The sequence below is a fragment of the Rhizobium sp. 21-4511-3d genome, assembly GCF_053522545.1.
On sequence record NZ_JBNWCF010000027.1, the window covers coordinates 1 to 15,937 of the forward strand.

At 61.3% G+C, this 15,937-nt stretch carries 19 protein-coding genes; 10 read left to right on the forward strand and 9 right to left on the reverse strand.

Features of this window, described 5'->3' with window-relative positions:
* Positions 1–143: 143 nt before the first annotated feature.
* Genes ACQZ5H_RS32045 through ACQZ5H_RS32055 form a run of 3 tightly spaced genes read right to left on the reverse strand, consistent with a single transcriptional unit; the run spans position 144 to position 1,419 of the window.
* The gene (locus tag ACQZ5H_RS32045; protein ID WP_449100156.1) at positions 144–653 is read right to left on the reverse strand and encodes a GNAT family N-acetyltransferase; all 510 of its coding nucleotides are present in this window, start codon (positions 651–653) and stop codon (positions 144–146) included.
* On the reverse strand, positions 650–1,024 hold the full coding sequence (locus tag ACQZ5H_RS32050) for a DUF423 domain-containing protein (protein WP_449100157.1): 375 nt from the start codon (positions 1,022–1,024) through the stop codon (positions 650–652). The genes ACQZ5H_RS32045 and ACQZ5H_RS32050 overlap by 4 nt, the downstream gene beginning before the upstream one ends.
* A 5-nt stretch (positions 1,025–1,029) precedes the next feature.
* Entirely contained in the window at positions 1,030–1,419 is a 390-nt protein-coding gene (locus ACQZ5H_RS32055) for a group II truncated hemoglobin (protein WP_199627571.1), read from the reverse strand.
* 159 nt (positions 1,420–1,578) lie between these two features.
* On the opposite strand from ACQZ5H_RS32055, the gene ACQZ5H_RS32060 reads away from it, so the two are divergent.
* From ACQZ5H_RS32060 to ACQZ5H_RS32085, 6 genes are all read left to right on the forward strand, one after another.
* Positions 1,579–2,142 carry a TetR/AcrR family transcriptional regulator gene (locus ACQZ5H_RS32060; protein WP_112711463.1) on the forward strand — a complete coding sequence of 188 codons (564 nt, stop codon included), beginning with the start codon at positions 1,579–1,581 and terminating at the stop codon, positions 2,140–2,142.
* A 17-nt stretch (positions 2,143–2,159) separates the two neighbouring features.
* A complete protein-coding gene (locus ACQZ5H_RS32065; protein ID WP_130283895.1) occupies positions 2,160–2,501 on the forward strand; it encodes an SMR family transporter in 342 nt (113 codons plus the stop codon).
* A gap of 197 nt (positions 2,502–2,698) precedes the next feature.
* Positions 2,699–3,484 (forward strand): ThuA domain-containing protein, encoded by a 786-nt coding sequence (locus tag ACQZ5H_RS32070; RefSeq protein ID WP_130283894.1) that lies wholly within the window; start codon positions 2,699–2,701, stop codon positions 3,482–3,484.
* A gap of 9 nt (positions 3,485–3,493) precedes the next feature.
* A complete protein-coding gene (locus tag ACQZ5H_RS32075; RefSeq protein ID WP_199627567.1) occupies positions 3,494–4,537 on the forward strand; it encodes a Gfo/Idh/MocA family protein in 1,044 nt (347 codons plus the stop codon).
* 114 nt (positions 4,538–4,651) lie between these two features.
* On the forward strand, positions 4,652–6,178 hold the full coding sequence (locus ACQZ5H_RS32080; RefSeq protein ID WP_449100158.1) for a winged helix-turn-helix domain-containing tetratricopeptide repeat protein: 1,527 nt from the start codon (positions 4,652–4,654) through the stop codon (positions 6,176–6,178).
* Between the two features lie 91 nt (positions 6,179–6,269).
* Complete coding sequence (locus tag ACQZ5H_RS32085; protein WP_449100159.1) at positions 6,270–6,476, forward strand: hypothetical protein; 207 nt, start codon at positions 6,270–6,272, stop codon at positions 6,474–6,476.
* Here the strand turns inward: ACQZ5H_RS32085 and ACQZ5H_RS32090 are convergent.
* Complete coding sequence (locus ACQZ5H_RS32090; RefSeq protein ID WP_112711361.1) at positions 6,466–6,861, reverse strand: DUF1236 domain-containing protein; 396 nt, start codon at positions 6,859–6,861, stop codon at positions 6,466–6,468. The two genes, ACQZ5H_RS32085 and ACQZ5H_RS32090, sit on opposite strands and share 11 nt — an antisense overlap.
* A gap of 195 nt (positions 6,862–7,056) precedes the next feature.
* Here ACQZ5H_RS32090 and ACQZ5H_RS32095 point away from each other — a divergent pair, with 195 nt between their 5' ends.
* The 3 genes from ACQZ5H_RS32095 to ACQZ5H_RS32105 all read left to right on the forward strand — a co-directional run bounded on the left by ACQZ5H_RS32095 (position 7,057) and on the right by ACQZ5H_RS32105 (position 8,914).
* Positions 7,057–7,743: a dual OB domain-containing protein gene (locus ACQZ5H_RS32095; RefSeq protein ID WP_449100160.1), complete on the forward strand. Its 687-nt coding sequence runs from the start codon at positions 7,057–7,059 to the stop codon at positions 7,741–7,743.
* 113 nt (positions 7,744–7,856) lie between these two features.
* A complete protein-coding gene (locus ACQZ5H_RS32100; RefSeq protein ID WP_449100161.1) occupies positions 7,857–8,465 on the forward strand; it encodes a DUF488 domain-containing protein in 609 nt (202 codons plus the stop codon).
* Positions 8,465–8,914, forward strand: a complete 450-nt coding sequence (locus ACQZ5H_RS32105; RefSeq protein ID WP_449100162.1) for a DUF488 domain-containing protein — start codon at positions 8,465–8,467, stop codon at positions 8,912–8,914. Before ACQZ5H_RS32100 ends, ACQZ5H_RS32105 begins: the two co-directional genes overlap by 1 nt.
* A gap of 3 nt (positions 8,915–8,917) precedes the next feature.
* On the opposite strand, the gene ACQZ5H_RS32110 is transcribed toward ACQZ5H_RS32105, so the two are convergent.
* The 5 genes from ACQZ5H_RS32110 to ACQZ5H_RS32130 form a co-directional block, all read right to left on the reverse strand.
* Positions 8,918–10,108, reverse strand: a complete 1,191-nt coding sequence (locus ACQZ5H_RS32110; RefSeq protein ID WP_449100163.1) for a glycosyltransferase — start codon at positions 10,106–10,108, stop codon at positions 8,918–8,920.
* A 218-nt stretch (positions 10,109–10,326) separates the two neighbouring features.
* Positions 10,327–10,959 (reverse strand): LuxR C-terminal-related transcriptional regulator, encoded by a 633-nt coding sequence (locus tag ACQZ5H_RS32115; RefSeq protein ID WP_449100164.1) that lies wholly within the window; start codon positions 10,957–10,959, stop codon positions 10,327–10,329.
* A gap of 381 nt (positions 10,960–11,340) precedes the next feature.
* Complete coding sequence (locus ACQZ5H_RS32120; RefSeq protein WP_246777448.1) at positions 11,341–12,057, reverse strand: Crp/Fnr family transcriptional regulator; 717 nt, start codon at positions 12,055–12,057, stop codon at positions 11,341–11,343.
* 173 nt (positions 12,058–12,230) lie between these two features.
* Entirely contained in the window at positions 12,231–13,454 is a 1,224-nt protein-coding gene (locus ACQZ5H_RS32125; protein ID WP_449100165.1) for a polysaccharide pyruvyl transferase family protein, read from the reverse strand.
* On the reverse strand, positions 13,451–14,884 hold the full coding sequence (locus ACQZ5H_RS32130) for a hypothetical protein (protein ID WP_449100166.1): 1,434 nt from the start codon (positions 14,882–14,884) through the stop codon (positions 13,451–13,453). Before ACQZ5H_RS32130 ends, ACQZ5H_RS32125 begins: the two co-directional genes overlap by 4 nt.
* A 181-nt stretch (positions 14,885–15,065) precedes the next feature.
* Between ACQZ5H_RS32130 and ACQZ5H_RS32135 the strand changes: the two genes are divergently transcribed.
* Positions 15,066–15,899, forward strand: coding sequence for a glycoside hydrolase family 16 protein (locus ACQZ5H_RS32135; protein WP_449100167.1), 834 nt, complete (start codon positions 15,066–15,068; stop codon positions 15,897–15,899).
* Positions 15,900–15,937 lie beyond the last annotated feature (38 nt).

Consider the following 15,937-nt stretch of genomic DNA (forward strand, 5'->3'; position numbering starts at 1 on the left):
CGAAAGCTCCTCACCATCCTCAACGCCATCATCAGGGACAACAAACCATGGCAAGACGCTTGACGCAGAAGACAGTCGCTCTCCCCTCGGGGAGAGGGCTAGGGTGAGGGGGCCGCGGGCTCGACACTATCCGCCCGCCACCCTCAAAGCCCCCGCACCATCCCCGCGCGCCGCGCGGCATCCATGCCGTTGGCGATCTCGCCCTCCAGGATCGTCCGCAACCCCGCGGGCATATCAGTCGGTTCCTCAAATCCCATCGACCGGTAGAACCGATAATTGAACACGACAAACCGGTCCGTCGTCAGCATCGCCGCCGACAGCCCGCGTGCCCGCGCAATATCGATCGCCGCCAGCATCAGCGACCGGCCGATGCCGTTGCCGTGGAGGTGCCTGATCACGTCGACCTCGGCGATATAGAGCATGCCGTCGATCTCCTCTGCGGCAAGGAAACCAACCGCCACATCATCGCCGTCCGCTGCAACGAGCAGCAGGCCGTCCGCCAGGTAAGCGCCGAGCTGGCCCAGCGAAAGCGGATGCGGCTCGCCCGGGAAGGGGACGCCGGCGTCGATCAGCGCGCCTGCAGCATCCATCTCGATGGCGCGCAGCGTTTCGAGCTCGTCCTTGTGTGCCGGGCGGATCGTGGTGGCGGTCATCGGGCCGGGCGGCGCAGGAAGCCGCCGATGGCGATCGCGAGCCAGCCGAGCATCATCGCCCAGCCGCCTGTCGGCGCCGCATAGGGGAAGAGGCCGTGCCCGGCGAAACGCAGCGATACGAGGTCGCCGGAAAAGAGCGCGGTACCCAGAATCATCAGCAAACCGGCCAGCCAGGCGGTTTTCAGCTTCTCGCCTGCGAGCGCCAGGCCGAGCAGGGCGGGTGCGTGGGCGAGGCACATGGCTGAGGCCGAGGCGGCGAGGCTGGCATCGCCGCCGCCATGGGCGGCGACGGCGGCAAGGCCGACACCGGCGACGCCGAAGAGGCCTGCGAACAGGAAGAAGAGGGGCGCGATGCGGTGATTGTCGAGCATGCGCTCTATTCCTTGTTCTGCATGTGGAAGGCGAGCCGCTCGATCGGCGGCCAGATGATTTCGCGGAGTTTCGGATTGGCGATCGTCTCGTCCATCGCCTGGCGGAAGCAGAGCAGCCATTCGTCGCGCTCGACCGGGCCGATCTCCGCGACGAAATGGCGGCTGCGCAGGCGCGGATGGCCGCGCTTGTCGGTATAGAGCGGCGGGCCGCCGAGATAGCCGGTCAGATATTCGTAGAATTTCTCTTCGCTGCCCGTGAGGCTCGGCGGGTGAACAGCCCGCACATGCCTTGCCTCCGGCAGCGTATCCATCAGCTCGTAGAAGCGGTGCGACAGCGCCTTTACCGTGTCGTCGCCACCGATCGCCTGATAGAGCGTGATTACCTCTTCAGCCACTGAACCATCCCTTGATACCCCGCATCTGTCATGCAACGGACAGGCGGCGAGCGCAACCTGATGGCTCCAAGGCGCGGCAATTCGTCCAAATGCCCGCAGCTGCAGGCGGTTCCCTCGATTTCGATTGACAAAACCGTCCAGCCGGTATTTTTAGTGATCATGGCACTCGCGCATCACCGCAAGAAACAACCCGAACTCGTCCGCCGGCAGCTGCTGGACGTCGCCGCGCGTCTGGCGACGGAGAATGGCATGGCGTCGGTGACGCTCGATGCGGTCTCCGGCGCGTCCGGCGTCAGCAAGGGCGGGCTGCTGCATCACTTCCCGACGAAGAATGCGCTGCTCGATGCGCTGTTCGAGAGTCTGCTCGAGCGTTTCGATGCCGATATCGAGGAGCGGATGCGCGTCGATCCGGTCTCGCATGGCCGCTTCACGCGGGCCTATCTGCTGGCTGTCGCCGATATCCAGGACGACCGCGAGGACTCGCGTCATTGGGCGCAGGTGACGATCGCCATGCTCGCCGAGCCGCGGCTTCGCCAGCGCTGGCGCGAATGGGTGCAGGCGAGGGCCGACGAATATGTCGGCACCGATTCCTCCGTCGACGCGCAGATCGTCCGCTTTGCGGCGGACGGGCTGTGGCTTTCGGATACGACGGAGAGCCACGATCTCGGCCCCGCCGAGCGCCGGGCGCTGATTGCGCGGCTCGGCGAACTGACCAAGCGATAATTCCAGGATTGATGACCATGAACCCGGCTGCCGTCTATGCGCTGCTTTTCCTCGCGATCGTGCTCGAAGTCATCGGCACGACGGCGCTGCAGATGTCGCAGCAATTCACGCGGCTGCTGCCGGCCGCCGTGGTCGTCATCTGCTATGCGGCGGCCTTCTACGTGCTGTCGCTGACGCTGAAATCGATCCCCGTCGGCATCGCCTATGCGATTTGGAGCGCTTTGGGAATCGTGCTGATTTCCGCCGTCGGGCTCATCTGTTTCAAGCAGCGCCTCGATCTTCCGGCGATGATCGGCCTTGGGCTCATCATTACCGGCGTGCTCGTCGTCAATCTGTTCTCGAAATCCGTTTCGCACTGATTTCATTAGGGTTTGTGCGTATTCCTGCGCCGCATCGCCGCGCGGAATTTTCCCCTTTGTCAAATTGCGGCCAAAGGTCTATGTCTTCTTGTGACTTGGAGGAGGCACGGCGCAGTTTTGAGCATTTTCCCAAAGCGCTTTGAATTCTTCTCGACCTGCCAGTTTTGACAACCCCGAAAGCCTAGAGGAGCACCAGCATGGCCATTCGTACCGTCGTCTGGGGAGAGAATATTCACGAGAATACCAATGAGATCGTCAGGGGGATCTACCCGGAGGGCATGCACACGACGATTGCCAAGGCGCTGAACAGCGACCCCGGCATCAACGCGACGACTGCAACGCTGCAGGAGGCCGAACATGGCCTGCCGCAGTCGCGTCTCGACGAGACCGACGTGCTGCTCTGGTGGGGCCACAAGGATCACGGGGCCGTTTCCGACGAGATCGTCGAGCGCGTCGCCAAGCGCGTCTGGGAGGGCATGGGTCTGATCGTGCTGCATTCCGGCCATTTCTCGAAGATCTTCAAGCGGCTGATGGGCACGCCCTGCGCGCTGAAATGGCGTGAGGCGGGCGAGCGCGAGCGGCTCTGGGTCATCAATCCGCGCCATCCGATCGCGGCCGGTCTCGACGAGAATTTCGTGCTCGAGAACGAAGAGATGTATGGCGAGCAGTTCTCGGTTCCCGAGCCACTGGAAACGGTGTTCATCTCCTGGTTCCAGGGCGGCGAAGTGTTCCGCTCGGGCATGACCTGGCGGCGCGGCGCCGGCAACATCTTCTATTTCCGCCCGGGTCACGAAACCTACCCGACCTATCACGACGCCAACGTCAAGAAGGTGCTGATCAACGGCGTTAAATGGGCCCATAACCCGGCCGGCGCGTTGACTGCGATCCACGATGCTCCAAATGTGCCGGTTGAGAAGGCACTGGAGCCGATCGAAGAACGCGGCCCAAGATTGCACCAGGCCGGCGAAGCCGGTTACCGCTGAGGAGCATCCATGCGACTACTCGTTCTCGGAACGGGCGTGATGGCGAAGAACCAGCTCGACCACTTTACCCGCATTGACGGCGTGGAAGTGGTCGGCGCTGTCGATACCGACACCGTCCGCCTTGCGGCCTTCGCCGACAAGTTCAACATCGAAAAGCGTTTCCTGACCCTCGACGAGGCGATCGCCTGGGGCGAATTCGACGCGGCGACCAATGTGACGCCTGACAGGATCCACCACCCGACGACCATGGCGCTGATTGCAGCGGGCAAGCACGTCTTCTGCGAAAAGCCGCTGGCGGAGAATTATCCGAAGGCGCTGGAGATGACGGAAGCGGCTGAGGCCGCCGGTGTCATCAACATGGTCAACCTCACCTATCGCAATGTCGCGCCGCTGCAGCGCGCCCGCGAAATGGTGCTGTCGGGCGAGCTCGGCACGATCAAGCATGTCGAAGCCTCCTATCTGCAGAGCTGGCTCGTGTCGCGCGCCTGGGGCGACTGGCGCACGGAATCGACCTGGCTCTGGCGCCTGTCGACCGGCCACGGCTCGAACGGCGTGCTCGGCGATGTCGGCATCCACATTCTGGACTTCGCGGCCTATGGTGCTGCGACCGATATCGACCATGTCTTTGCCCGCCTGAAGACCTTCAACAAGGCGCCGGGCGGCCAGATCGGCGAATATATGCTGGATGCCAATGACAGCTTCACCATGTCGGTCGATTTCGCCAATGGCGCGCTCGGCGTCGTCCATGCCAGCCGCTGGGCGACGGGGCATCTGAACGAGCTGAAACTGCGCATCTATGGCGAGCGCGGCAGCCTGGAGGTGAACCACAATCCCAACGGCTCGTCGCTGCGCGGCTGCCTTGGAGACGATGTGGAGACGGCGACCTGGAGCGATATCGAGGTTCCCGCCGTGCCGACCAACTACCAGCGCTTCGCCGAAGCGGTGATGACCGGCGTTCAGCCCGATCCGAACTTCCGCCATGCCGCCAACTTGCAGAAGGTGATCGACCTCTCCGTCGTTACCGAGCGCGACAGGCGCGAGCTGAAGGTGTGACGATCAGAGGGCCGCAGCTCTGCTGCTGCGGCCCCTGCATCCCTGCTGCTGCGGCCCCTGCATCCCTGGCTGAATCCGTTTCTCCCTGCACCCGGTTCCGCGCTATTGTGGCGCATGGGCAAGCCGGTTGTCTCCTTCGGTCCATTCCGCATCGATGTCGCGACGGGTGATCTGGCGCGGGAGGGCAAGCCCATGGCGATCGGCCGGAAGAGCGCTCTCCTGCTGGCGGCACTTGCGGCGGAGGAGGGCAAGGCCGTCTCCAAGGCCGCGCTGATGGAATGCGGCTGGCCGGGTCTCGCCGTCGAAGAGGGCAATCTGACGGTGCAGATCGCAGCGCTGCGCAAGGCGCTCGGCCAGCGCGGCGATGGCACCGAATGGATCGTGACGATCCCGCGGCTCGGCTACCGGCTGGCGCTGGAAAGTGCCGTTGCCGCCGATGATCCGCATCCGCCCGCCGTTGCCGTCCTGCCCTTCGTCAATCTCGGCGCCGGGGCCGAGCAGGACTATTTCGCCGATGGCGTGGCGGCCGAGATCATCACGGCGCTGGCGCGTTTCCGCTCCTTCTCGGTCGTGTCGCGCAGTTCTTCCTTCGCCTATAAGGGCCGGGCCGTCGACATCCGCCAGGCGGCAACGGAGCTTGGCGTGCGTTATCTCCTCGAAGGCAGCGTCAGGCGCGATGGGGAGCGTATCCGCCTCGATGTCCAGCTGGTCGATGGCGTCACGGCGGGGCATCTCTGGGCTGAGCGTTTCGAGGATGTCATCGGCCATATCTTCGACTTCCAGGATCTGATCACCGAGCGCGTCGCCTCCACGGTCGAACCCTCGATCGAGATTGCCGAGATGCAGCGCTCGCGCCGCGAGCGGCCGCAGAGCGTTGCCGTCTACGATCTTTATCTCCGGGCGCTCGCAGCCCTTCATGACGAGTCGATGGAGGGCAATGCGGCGGCGCATGCGCTGCTGCAGCAGGCGCTGACGATCGAGCCGGACAATGCGATGCTGCTGTCGCATGCCGCCTGGGTGCTCGAGCACCGGCACGCGATGGGCTGGCCGCCCTTTACCGCAGATGATGCGGGCGAGAGCGTCGAGCTGGCGCGCCGCGCTTTGCAGTATTGCGCCGGCGATCCGCGGGTGATGACCCATTGCGGCATGGCGCTGCTGCAGGCGGGGCGGGATTACGAGGGCGGCGTCGCCGTGCTGGAGGCGGCTTTCGCGGCCAATCCCAATGACTTGATGGTCGCTGCCGCCTCGGGCATCGCCCTGCTTCATTGCGGCGATGTTTGCACCGGCGTCGAGCGCCTACAGCGTGCCGTGGCCCTCGGCCCGCGCGATGCCGATGCCCGCTTCTCGCTGACGGGACTTGCCATGGCGGCCCTGTTTAAGCGGGATTTCGAGGTGGCGATCTCCTGGGCGACGCGATCCCTGGCGCTGAATGCGCATTTCGATGCCACCTATTGGATGCTGATCGCCGCCCATGCCCATCGCGGCGAGCTCGGCGAGGCGCATCGCCATCTCGAAAGCCTGCGCCGGATCGCGCCCGGCGTCTCGCTCGCCAGCATCCGGGCTGGGCAGCCGGCGAAGGACCCGAGCCGGTTCGCAATCGTGCTGGAAGGCCTGGCGCTTGCCGGGCTGCAGGCGGAATAGCCTTTGCATCTTTTAGGAAGTTTTCACGCGCGGCTTAAGGATCCGCGCGCCGCGCTGCCGCAGGATGACCTGACCATCAGGGGAGGTTTCCATGCTCTCGGCACTCAGCATCGTCTCGCTCGATCAGGGCAAGCTCTATGGCGATCGCATCCCGGTAGACGATTTGCCGGTGCTGCTCGCGCCGCCGCGTCTTTCGCTTCTTCGCCGCCTCGCTTTTCGCCTGCACCTCCGCAAGCGAAAAGACCCCGCCGAAGCGGGGTCTGGAGCGTTGCCTGCAGCCGGGATCGTTACTGGATGACCTGCACGACACGGTGCGTCTGCGGCTCGACGATCACACGCTGGTTGTTGACCACCGTGTAAGCATATTTCGGATTTTCCGGCACCGGCATGACCTGCACTTCGGCCGGAAGCGGCTTGCCGACGACGATCGGCTGCTGAACGACCACGGCCTGCGGCGGGGCGGGCTGGGCCTCGACATAGGTGACGACCTCGCGCGGCGGCGGATCGATCACGGCACCGGCAACGGCGCCTGCGACACCACCCACGGCAGCGCCCACGGGGCCGCCGACAATTGCACCCGTCACAGCACCACCGGCAGCGCCGGTCACAGCACCATCAGCCAGCGCATTCGTGGCCAGGGACGACAGCGCCAGCGCGCTGGACACAAGTAGGATCTTGTACATTTTCGTTTCTCCTTAGCTCGGTTTGCGGGGAGAAAACGATGCACGTTATCAGTTGTTCCCGGATGAGAATCACGCTTTCCGCGTAGTGGTCACATGGCGTGAGCCCGCTAGCGTCGGAGCAAAAGTAAATTTACTCTACTTGAAATTGAATCTGCCTATCGTCATCTTTGTACCGCTTACAATGAGGAGGGGCCGATGAGTATTTACAAATTGATAATCACTGATCTAACTCGGTATGGAACCTTGTTCTGTGTCGCGGGATGGGACGTTGAACGGAACAGAATGATACGGCCAGAGCCATCTACTGCTACGGCCACTGGAGAGGCGTCGCGTTTTTGGGACACCCAGTATGTCGGTACTGGAAAGCTTTTTGAAGTCGGGAATCTTGTTAGGTTAGATCTCGATGACCCGCCGGATAATTTTTCTTTCCCTCACGCGACCGAGGATCGAATTGCGGGAGATGCCAAGTTATTCGAGAAGCTAGACGTAGACAAACTCGCAGAAGTCCCCTCTGACACTTTTGCTTCTGCGCTGAAGTCTGCGTTCGAGGGAAATTTGTCACGTACTAGCACGGGTACTTCATACGTTCACGCGGGTACTAAGACCGGTTCTTTGGACGCGATTGAGATTGATCCACATCAAATCCACTTTTACGAAACAGGGGATGGGGGTAAGCACAGGCTTCGTGCTTCGATCATTGAAGACAATAAGCGCTATGATTTCTCGGTTCCTGCGGATGCGGCTAGGACGCTTGGCGCGAATAAGCTAAATGAACAAGTGAAGGCTAGCTCGAAAATACATGTAAGGCTTGGCTTGAGCCGACCGATGAACGACATTCCTGACTCGTGCTTCGCGCAGATCAACGGGGTATATTTTTTCTGAAACGCTCAACAATTGGCAGTATATCCAGAATGTCGATCGTGGTCGTGTGAGTTCATATCGCGCTGAGTTACTGTAAGGCGGCCGGCTGGCTGCATATGACGGAGAAAAGGCCGATGAGCGCTACCGAAGTTCTGACCATTGGTCATTCAAGCCTGTCCTATGAAGACTTCCTGTCTCTCCTGAGAAGTGCATCGGTGACCGCTGTTGCCGATGTTCGAACGGCCCCCTATTCCCGCTATTACCCGCATTTCAATCGGGAGGACCTCCAGGAAGAATTGAAGGCCGATGGCATAGCCTATGTCTATCTTGGAAACGAGCTTGGCGGCCGTCCCAAAGACAGCAGGTTTTTCTGCGATGGCGTTGCTGATTACGAGAAAATGTCGCGGACGCCGGAATTCGCGCAGGGCTTGGACCGTGTCCTATCAGGCTCGCAGCGGTACCGGATCGCAATGATGTGCTCGGAGCAGGATCCGCTTGAATGCCATCGCTGCCTTCTTGTCGGGCGTGCGCTTCATGAAAAGGGAAGGACGGTACGGCATATCCTGAATACCGGCGCACTTCTTAACCACATTGACGTCGAAAGTATGCTCATGGATATGTCCGGCAAGAACAAAGCCGATCTCTTCGAACGTCCAGAGGCACGCCTGTCGGCCGCATATCGGGAACAAGCTTCAAAGGTCGCATTCGCGGCCCCCACTCCAAAACAGGTCGTGGCGCGATAATGTCTGATAGCATTGATGTGACGACCATCGGCTTCACGAAAACCACGGCCGAGCGGTTCTTTGCGAGGATAAAGAGCGCAGGTGTCAAGAAGGTCATAGACGTTCGCCTTCACAACACGTCGCAGCTCGCTGGGTTTGCGAAAGCAGATGATCTCTCGTATTTTCTGAAAGAGATATGCGGCGCTGACTATGTTCATCAACCGCTTCTCGCCCCCACCGATGACATCTTGAAGGCCTTCAAGCGGGACAAGGGAGATTGGGGCGTTTATCAAAGCGTATTCCTGGATTTGATGGGGCAACGCAAGATCGAAGAGCGGTTGCGGCCTGATATGTTTCAGGGCTGCTGCCTCCTATGCTCGGAAGACACGCCACACCGCTGCCATCGCAGACTGGTCTGCGAGTATCTCAACGGCAAGTGGGGCGGCGCACTCAGTGTCCGCCATCTCTAAGCCTCAATGCACCCTGTCGGTCTCCGCCGCCGCGGCCGGGAAGGCCGGTTCGAAGGGGAAGCGGCGGGTTTCGCCGTGGGGGGTGGTCTGCAGCGAGGCGGTTTTGCGGGCGCGCAGTTCTTCCTGAATGACGAGATCCATGCCGAGCTTGAAATTGCGGGTGCTGAAGCGGGCGGCGTGTTCGCGGATAGCGGCGGGGTCGAAGGCGGCGGATTCTGCCTCGAAGGCGTGCACGGCGTCGATGATCGCCTCAGGTGTCTGCTCGTGGAAGAGCACGCCGCTGAGGCCGGGGACGACGGTTTCCAGCGCGCCGCCGCTGCCGAAGGCGATGACCGGGCGGCCGCTCGCCATGGTTTCCACGGGGATCAGGCCGAAATCCTCTTCGCCGGGGAAGATCAGCGCCTTGCAGCGGGCGAGCTTCTCCTTGAGCACCGGGAAGGGGGCGCGGCCGAGGAAGGTGATGGTCGGACCGGCAATTGCCTTGAGTGCTGCCAGTTCCTTGCCTTCGCCGATGACGACGAGATTGCGGCCCATCTTGGTGAAGGCGCGCACGGCGAGATCGACGCGTTTGTAGGAGACGAGCTGGCCGGCGCAGAGATAGAAGTCTCCGGTTTCAGTCGCGGGCGCGTAGTCGTCGACGGCAACCGGCGGATAGATGACTGTTGCCGAGCGGCCGTAGTATTTGCCGATGCGGGCCCTGACGTGGTGCGAGTTGGCGACGAAACGGTCGACGCGCATGCTGGTGCTGACATCCCAGGAGCGCAGCAGCGGCGCCATCCAGGGCAGCAGCATGCGCGAGGCAAGGCCGGCATTGGCGCGATAGGAATGGTAGTGATCCCAGATATAGCGCATCGGCGAGTGGCAGTAGCAGACATGCGTCGAATGCGGCGGGGCGATGATGCCCTTGGCCGGGCCGGATTCGCTCGAGATGATCAGGTCGTAGCCGCTGAGATCAAGGCTTTCGAGGGCGAAGGGCATCAGCGGCAGCAGCGACTGGTAATGCTTCACCGCGCCCGGGATCTTCTGCAGGAAGGAAGAGGTCACCTTGTGGCGCTTGATCTTCTCGGAGACGCGGCTTTCGTCATAGACCAGCGTGAAGATGTCCGCTTCCGGATACATGTCGCAGAGCGCCTCGACGACCTTTTCGCCGCCGCGCATGGACACGAGCCAGTAATGAACGATTGCAACGCGCATGGATGTCCCCTCGATTGAAGCGGTGCCATCATCGGCGAAGGCGGGCGTGCGCCCTAGCGCTTCCATCGGCGGCCGGCGGATCAAATAGGGGTAGGGGGCTAGCCGAAAGTGTTATGCATTCTCAGGACGTTAGAGCCTGGCGGCAGCTGAATGCACGGCACGCAAAAAGAACCGGAGCGTTTATGGCGCTCCGGCTCAATTTCCTGCGATATGAAACATTATTGAGCGAACTCGCGGATTTTGTAGGCGACTTCCGTGCGGTTCGTCGCATGCAGCTTCTTCATGATGTTGCGAATGTGAACCTTCACGGTGCTTTCGCAGAGGTTCATTTCATAGGCGATGATCTTGTTGGACTTGCCGCGGCGCAGAGCGTCGGCGACGGACATTTCGCGCGGCGTGAAGGAATGATCGCCGCATTTGGCTGCCGTGGTGCTGGAGGTGATCATCTCCTTGGCGGCGAGCAGGCTGCTGGCCGGAATGAAGACGCCGCCCGCACGGGCAAGTGCAATGGCTTCGGCGGCAACGCCGATACCGATATTGGCCGGAATGTATCCCTTTGCTCCGCATTCCAGCGCCTTCAGCACCTGCTGGATCTCGTCGCCCTCTGCGCCGACGACAACCGGTACCGATGGAAATTTCTGAGTGAGCTTGGCAATCTTATCGCTCACATCCGGGTCCGAGACGTGCTTGCCGCCGATCATGCAAAGGATCAGCGCCGGCTCGAAGCGCATGCGCTTGCGCTGCCAGTCTTCGATCGAGGTCGCGGTGATGACCTTGAGGTCCTCGTCATATTCGGAAAGGCTGCGCGACAGGCATTCGCTCTGCAGCGAACGGGGATCCAGAAGAAGCACGTATTCCGGCAGGTCTTCCTGGGCATCTGCCCGGGAAGATGAGGAAAAGTGCCTCAGGGAATCCGATGTGCGAAGAGAGATGAGGTGAGCTGCTGTGTCAGTTCGAATCTGATCACTTGTTGTTGTAAGACCTTCCATTTCACGCCCCTACATTGGTTGAACTCAATACTAAACGTGCAAGAGAAGTAAGCCCGAGAATTATTACTTAGCACTATGTGCTGAGAATTTATGAATTCCTTGGCTCCGGAATTTATCTCTTGAGTGTAAATATGGATGAAGCCAAAAGCGGTGGCATTAACATAGGTTAAGGCTCTATTAAAATATCGAAAGTAGAAGTAATTAGCCCAGAAATGGTTGTCCTACTTAATTCGGACTATTGAATTACCGCGGAATAATCTGCGGTTGTGTCGCCAAGTAACTGTCGTCAAACTCGACAAGCTCTTCAAGTTTCCTGCGATTCAGGAATTCAACGATGCCGTTTCTAAAAGAAACAAGGCCGTTGACCCGCAAGTCCTTCAGGACGCGGTTGATATGGACGGTCGACAGGCCGACGGCGTCACCGATATCGGATTGTGTCAGCGGGCACTGGAAACCATCCATGCCGGGGCGCTTCCGGTCAGGCCCAATACGGGCGGCAAGCTCAAGGAGAAGGTGACCGGTGCGGGCAAGCGCATCGCGGCGGCCGACATTGGCCAGGCGCTCGGACATCCGGGCGTGACAGCGCATCATCTCGGCCATCACGATGTCCTGGCCGGTGGTGCTGTCGAGATAGCGGGCCAGCGTCATGCCGCTGAGCTCGTAGAATTGAGTAGGCGAAATCGCTTCGATCATCTCACGGGCGATTGCCACCGATGGCGTCCAGATGATGTCGCCGGGGAGAATGAATTCGAGAATGACGCGCGTGCCGTTGGGCAGCGATTTGCACGATACCGCCCAGCCGCTCACAAGAATAAGCAGCGCCGCTTTTCTGGCTTCCGGGTCAAAGACGATATCGCCGTCGTCATAGGCGCGGTAACTCCCGCCCGATAACGAAACCCTTTGCCCTTGTATTCTGACCAGCCCAAGATTTTCGTGGTCCGACCCTTCGTATATCGCCACGCCCCGCCTCCAGCAAACTTCGTGGTTCTCTTTCCCCTTAATTACCTTTTAACCATTAAATATGAGAAGATCGTAACATGAATATTTATCGTTGTCTCGCCGATGCCATTGTTGGTGGGGATAGATTTGCGGGAATGGTTATTTTCAATAGTGGTGCAGAATAATTCTCGTATTTATACACTCTGTGTCAATTTATTACGTTTTTTGGCCTTTGGACTCGCGTTAAAGTATTCGTCGCCGCGCAAAATCGACCGCACGTTCAAAAGCGCAGATTTGGCTGAAGTCACTTGTTCGTGATGACGGGCTGGATCGATGCCTTCGCGCTCCGCTTTGGCGACCATCGCGGCGATCTCTGATGGGGTGGTTCCGGCGGCGGCAAAGAAGCCGGAGCGGTCCATCGCCTTGAAGAAACCTTCGACTTTCCCATCCCAGGAAATGCCAATCGCAGGGATCTGCATCGCATGCGCGGCAATGCAGGCGTGCAGCCGGTGGGCGACGATGACGCTGTTTTCAGCAAGGACCGAAAGCAGCTGCTGCGGGTCCTGCGGGCGGCCGGCAAGTGCCAGCTCTCCTGCTGTGCCGATGCCGGCAGTTTCAGCGGCGGAAAAGACCGCTTCGGCCAGCCGCTGGTCTTCGCTTGCGCCGTTGGAGAAGAGCGTGACGCGGTAGCCGGTGCCGGTCAGCTCGGCAATCAGCGCCAGATAGTCGGCAACCGAGGTCAGCGGAATGGCAGCGCCGGCGCGCGAGGCGTGGCGGGCGAGAATCTTCGGTTCGGTGACGCAGAGGCCGACATTGCCCTGGATGGGGGAGGCGGCAGGTGCGAGAGAGCCTGCCAGCAAGCCGGGATCGGGCTCGATCTCTGGAATGGGGCCGGTGGGGAAATGCTGCAGCCAGTTGCGGTATGCAAAGCCGTCACGCACCGAGAGATGCTTCAGATTGGTGCCGAGCAGGCGGCCGAATAGCCGTTTTGCCGGTTCCGACCAGTGCGGGCCGACGCCGACCGCATAGATCGCAAGCGGCTTCTTCGACCGGGCGACGCAATCGAGTAGCGTGCCGACCTTCAGCGGGAAATTCAGGTCGTCGTCCTGGAAGAGGTTGCCGCCACCGAGAATGACGGCGTCCGCGGCGGCGATCTTCGCGTCCCACAGGCTGCGGCTCGCCTTCAAGGATTTTGCAAGCGCGCGGGTGACGACGGCGCGGCGCAGCGGTGCGGGCAGGTGCCGGAGGATATTGAGGATGAGCGCGCGGTTGCGGCTGGTGCCGACGGCGGTGCGCCCGGCGAGATCCAGCGTCTCCACCTCGTCGCCTTCGGCCCGCAGGGTCTCCTCGATACAATCGGCCAGCAGGCCGTCGCCGAGATTCTCGCTGTATTTGACGTTGAAGACCAGGATTTTCATGAGCGGGCCTGTGCAGCATCCTGATGCGCGCCCGCAAAGCGGAATGCCGGATTGTTATGGGCCGGGCGGCTGAGGGAGCGCGGCAGCGACAGGGCGGCAACGCCACCGGCCAGGATGTAGAAGGTCAGGCCGAGATCGTAGACGGTGCCCGATATGGTTGCCGTCACCAGCACGGCATAGAAGCCGAGCTTGGCGGCGCGCACGGCGGCGATGTCTTCGTTGCGTTCCGGATCGTATTTCGGCAGCCGGGCGGTGAAGACGGCGATCGCGAAGATGACGAAGATCATCGTGCCCACGACGCCGAGATTGGAGAGCAGCACCAGCACGAAGCTCGAGGCGCGGGCGCTGCCGAGGCCGGCGCCGAAGCCATAGGTATTGACGAAACTTTCATAGGCGACGGCATTCCACATGAAGCGCTCGCGGCCGGATTGGCTGTCGGCCTTCGAGAGCACCATTTCGTCGAGGAAGTCGTGGAGGCCGGCCGCCATGTCGGGCAGGGCGACGACGACGATGATGGCCACCAGCGGCAAGGCGGCGGCGGCGACGGTGATTGCCAGCGCGTGGCGGCCGCGGATTGCCCGCAGCAGCAGGAAGGGCATCACCGCGGCAACGCCGACGAGGGCGGTCGCCGAGGTCGAGAGCAGCAGGGCCGCCAGCAGCGACAGCGCCAATATGCCGGTGACGCGCGTGCGGATGCCGTCGAGCCACAGGCTTGAGATCGCGGCGAAGAACACCAGCGTATAGTCGGCGAAGGCGGACGCCTCCGGGAAGGTGCCGGAAATGCGCTTCAGGCCGCCCTTTTCGGCACCCGTCAGCAGCGCGTAATTGGCGGTGCGCACGAAGCCCATCAGCCATTCGGTGCGCGAGTAATAGGTGAGGATATCGGCGAGGGCGAAGGCGAGGTTGATGGTGGTGGTGGCGATCAGCGCCGTGACCAGCGAGGTGGCGATCCCTTCGCGGCGGAACCAGGCGAATGTGCAGCCGAAGCAGAGCAAGCCGCCGATCGCATAGACCGTCTGCGTGATGTTGTTGGAGGAGAAGCGCAGCGGCGTGAGTGCAATGAAGCTGCGGGCGCCGACCTGCCGCTCGACCACCATGGTCTCGGCCATGCCGGCGAACAGGCGCGGGAAGAAGACTGCCGTCACCAGCCCGAAGATGGTGAGCGTCAGCAGGAAGAAGCCGATCCGTGGTGGTACGAAAGCCGCAAACACCCGGCCTTCGCCGCAGCTCATGATGACGCGGATGCAGAAGAAGACCAGAAACAGGTTGGGAACCAGCACCGATGCACCGCCGAGGCCCGACAGGTTGAAGGCGGCGGCCGAGCCGAAGACGGTGGAGGCGAACATGAACAGGAACGACCAGACCGGCGGCATATAGAGTGCCGCCGCGCCAAGTACCAACGTCAGCAGTCCCATGATCTGAAAGTGCATGGAAGTCGTTGTCCCGCCCGATTTAGAAAAAGACTAGCATGCTAGGAACCGGCGCGTATTTACGCCCCGGACTACTTCTTTCGGGCAGGGCTTCGGCCGAACGTGGTTCTTCACCCGGTTTTGCGCTCTGCCTATCGTTCGCGGCATGTCAAAGCTATCGAAGACTTCTCGCAGTGATGAATTGACGGGCGGCCGGCGGCCTTTGCTGCTGGCGCTCTGTGCGGCCGCTCTCGCGATGGCCGCACCGGTGCCTGTTTTTGCCGAGGATGCGGCTGTAACCGGCGATACCGGTGACGGGCTCGATCTCGACAAGATGAAGATGACCTTCGCCGACGAGTTCGACGATCTCAGCGTTTCGGCCTGGGGGCCGGGAACGCGCTGGATCGCCCATACGCCGTGGTCGGGCGATTTCGGCGGGGCGCGCTTTGCCAATCCCAAGGACGGCTTTCCTTTCACCGTCGACGACGGCGTGCTGCGCATCGAGTCCTCGAGGGACGGCAAGGGTGAGTGGCGCTCCGGCCTGCTTGCCTCCGTCGATCCGAAGGGCAATGGCTTTGCGCAGCAGTACGGATACTTCGAGACCCGAGCGCAGCTGCCGACCGGACCGGGTCTCTGGCCGGCCTTCTGGCTGATCGGCAAGGACCGCTCGAAATCGACCGCCGAGATCGACGTGATGGAATATTACGGCGACAAGCCCGACGGCTATTCCTCGACCGTGCACGTCTGGTATCGCAACGGCGACCACTATTCGAAATTCTCGCGCATCAACGCCTTCCTGAAGAACAAGCCGGGCGATTTTCATACCTATGGGGTGAAGATCGACGAGAAATACATCCGCATGTATTTCGACCGGCAGATGGTCTGGAAGACCGAGACGCGGCCGGAACACCAGCAGCCGATGTATGTGCTGCTCAACCTTGGCCTGGTCGACAATGTCACCAAGGCGAGCGCACCCGATCCATCGCATATGTATGTCGATTACGTGCATGTCTACGCGCTGCCGCAGCAGCCGTAATTTCCAGGTTTCACAAGCAATTGCGGGAGCGGCAGAGA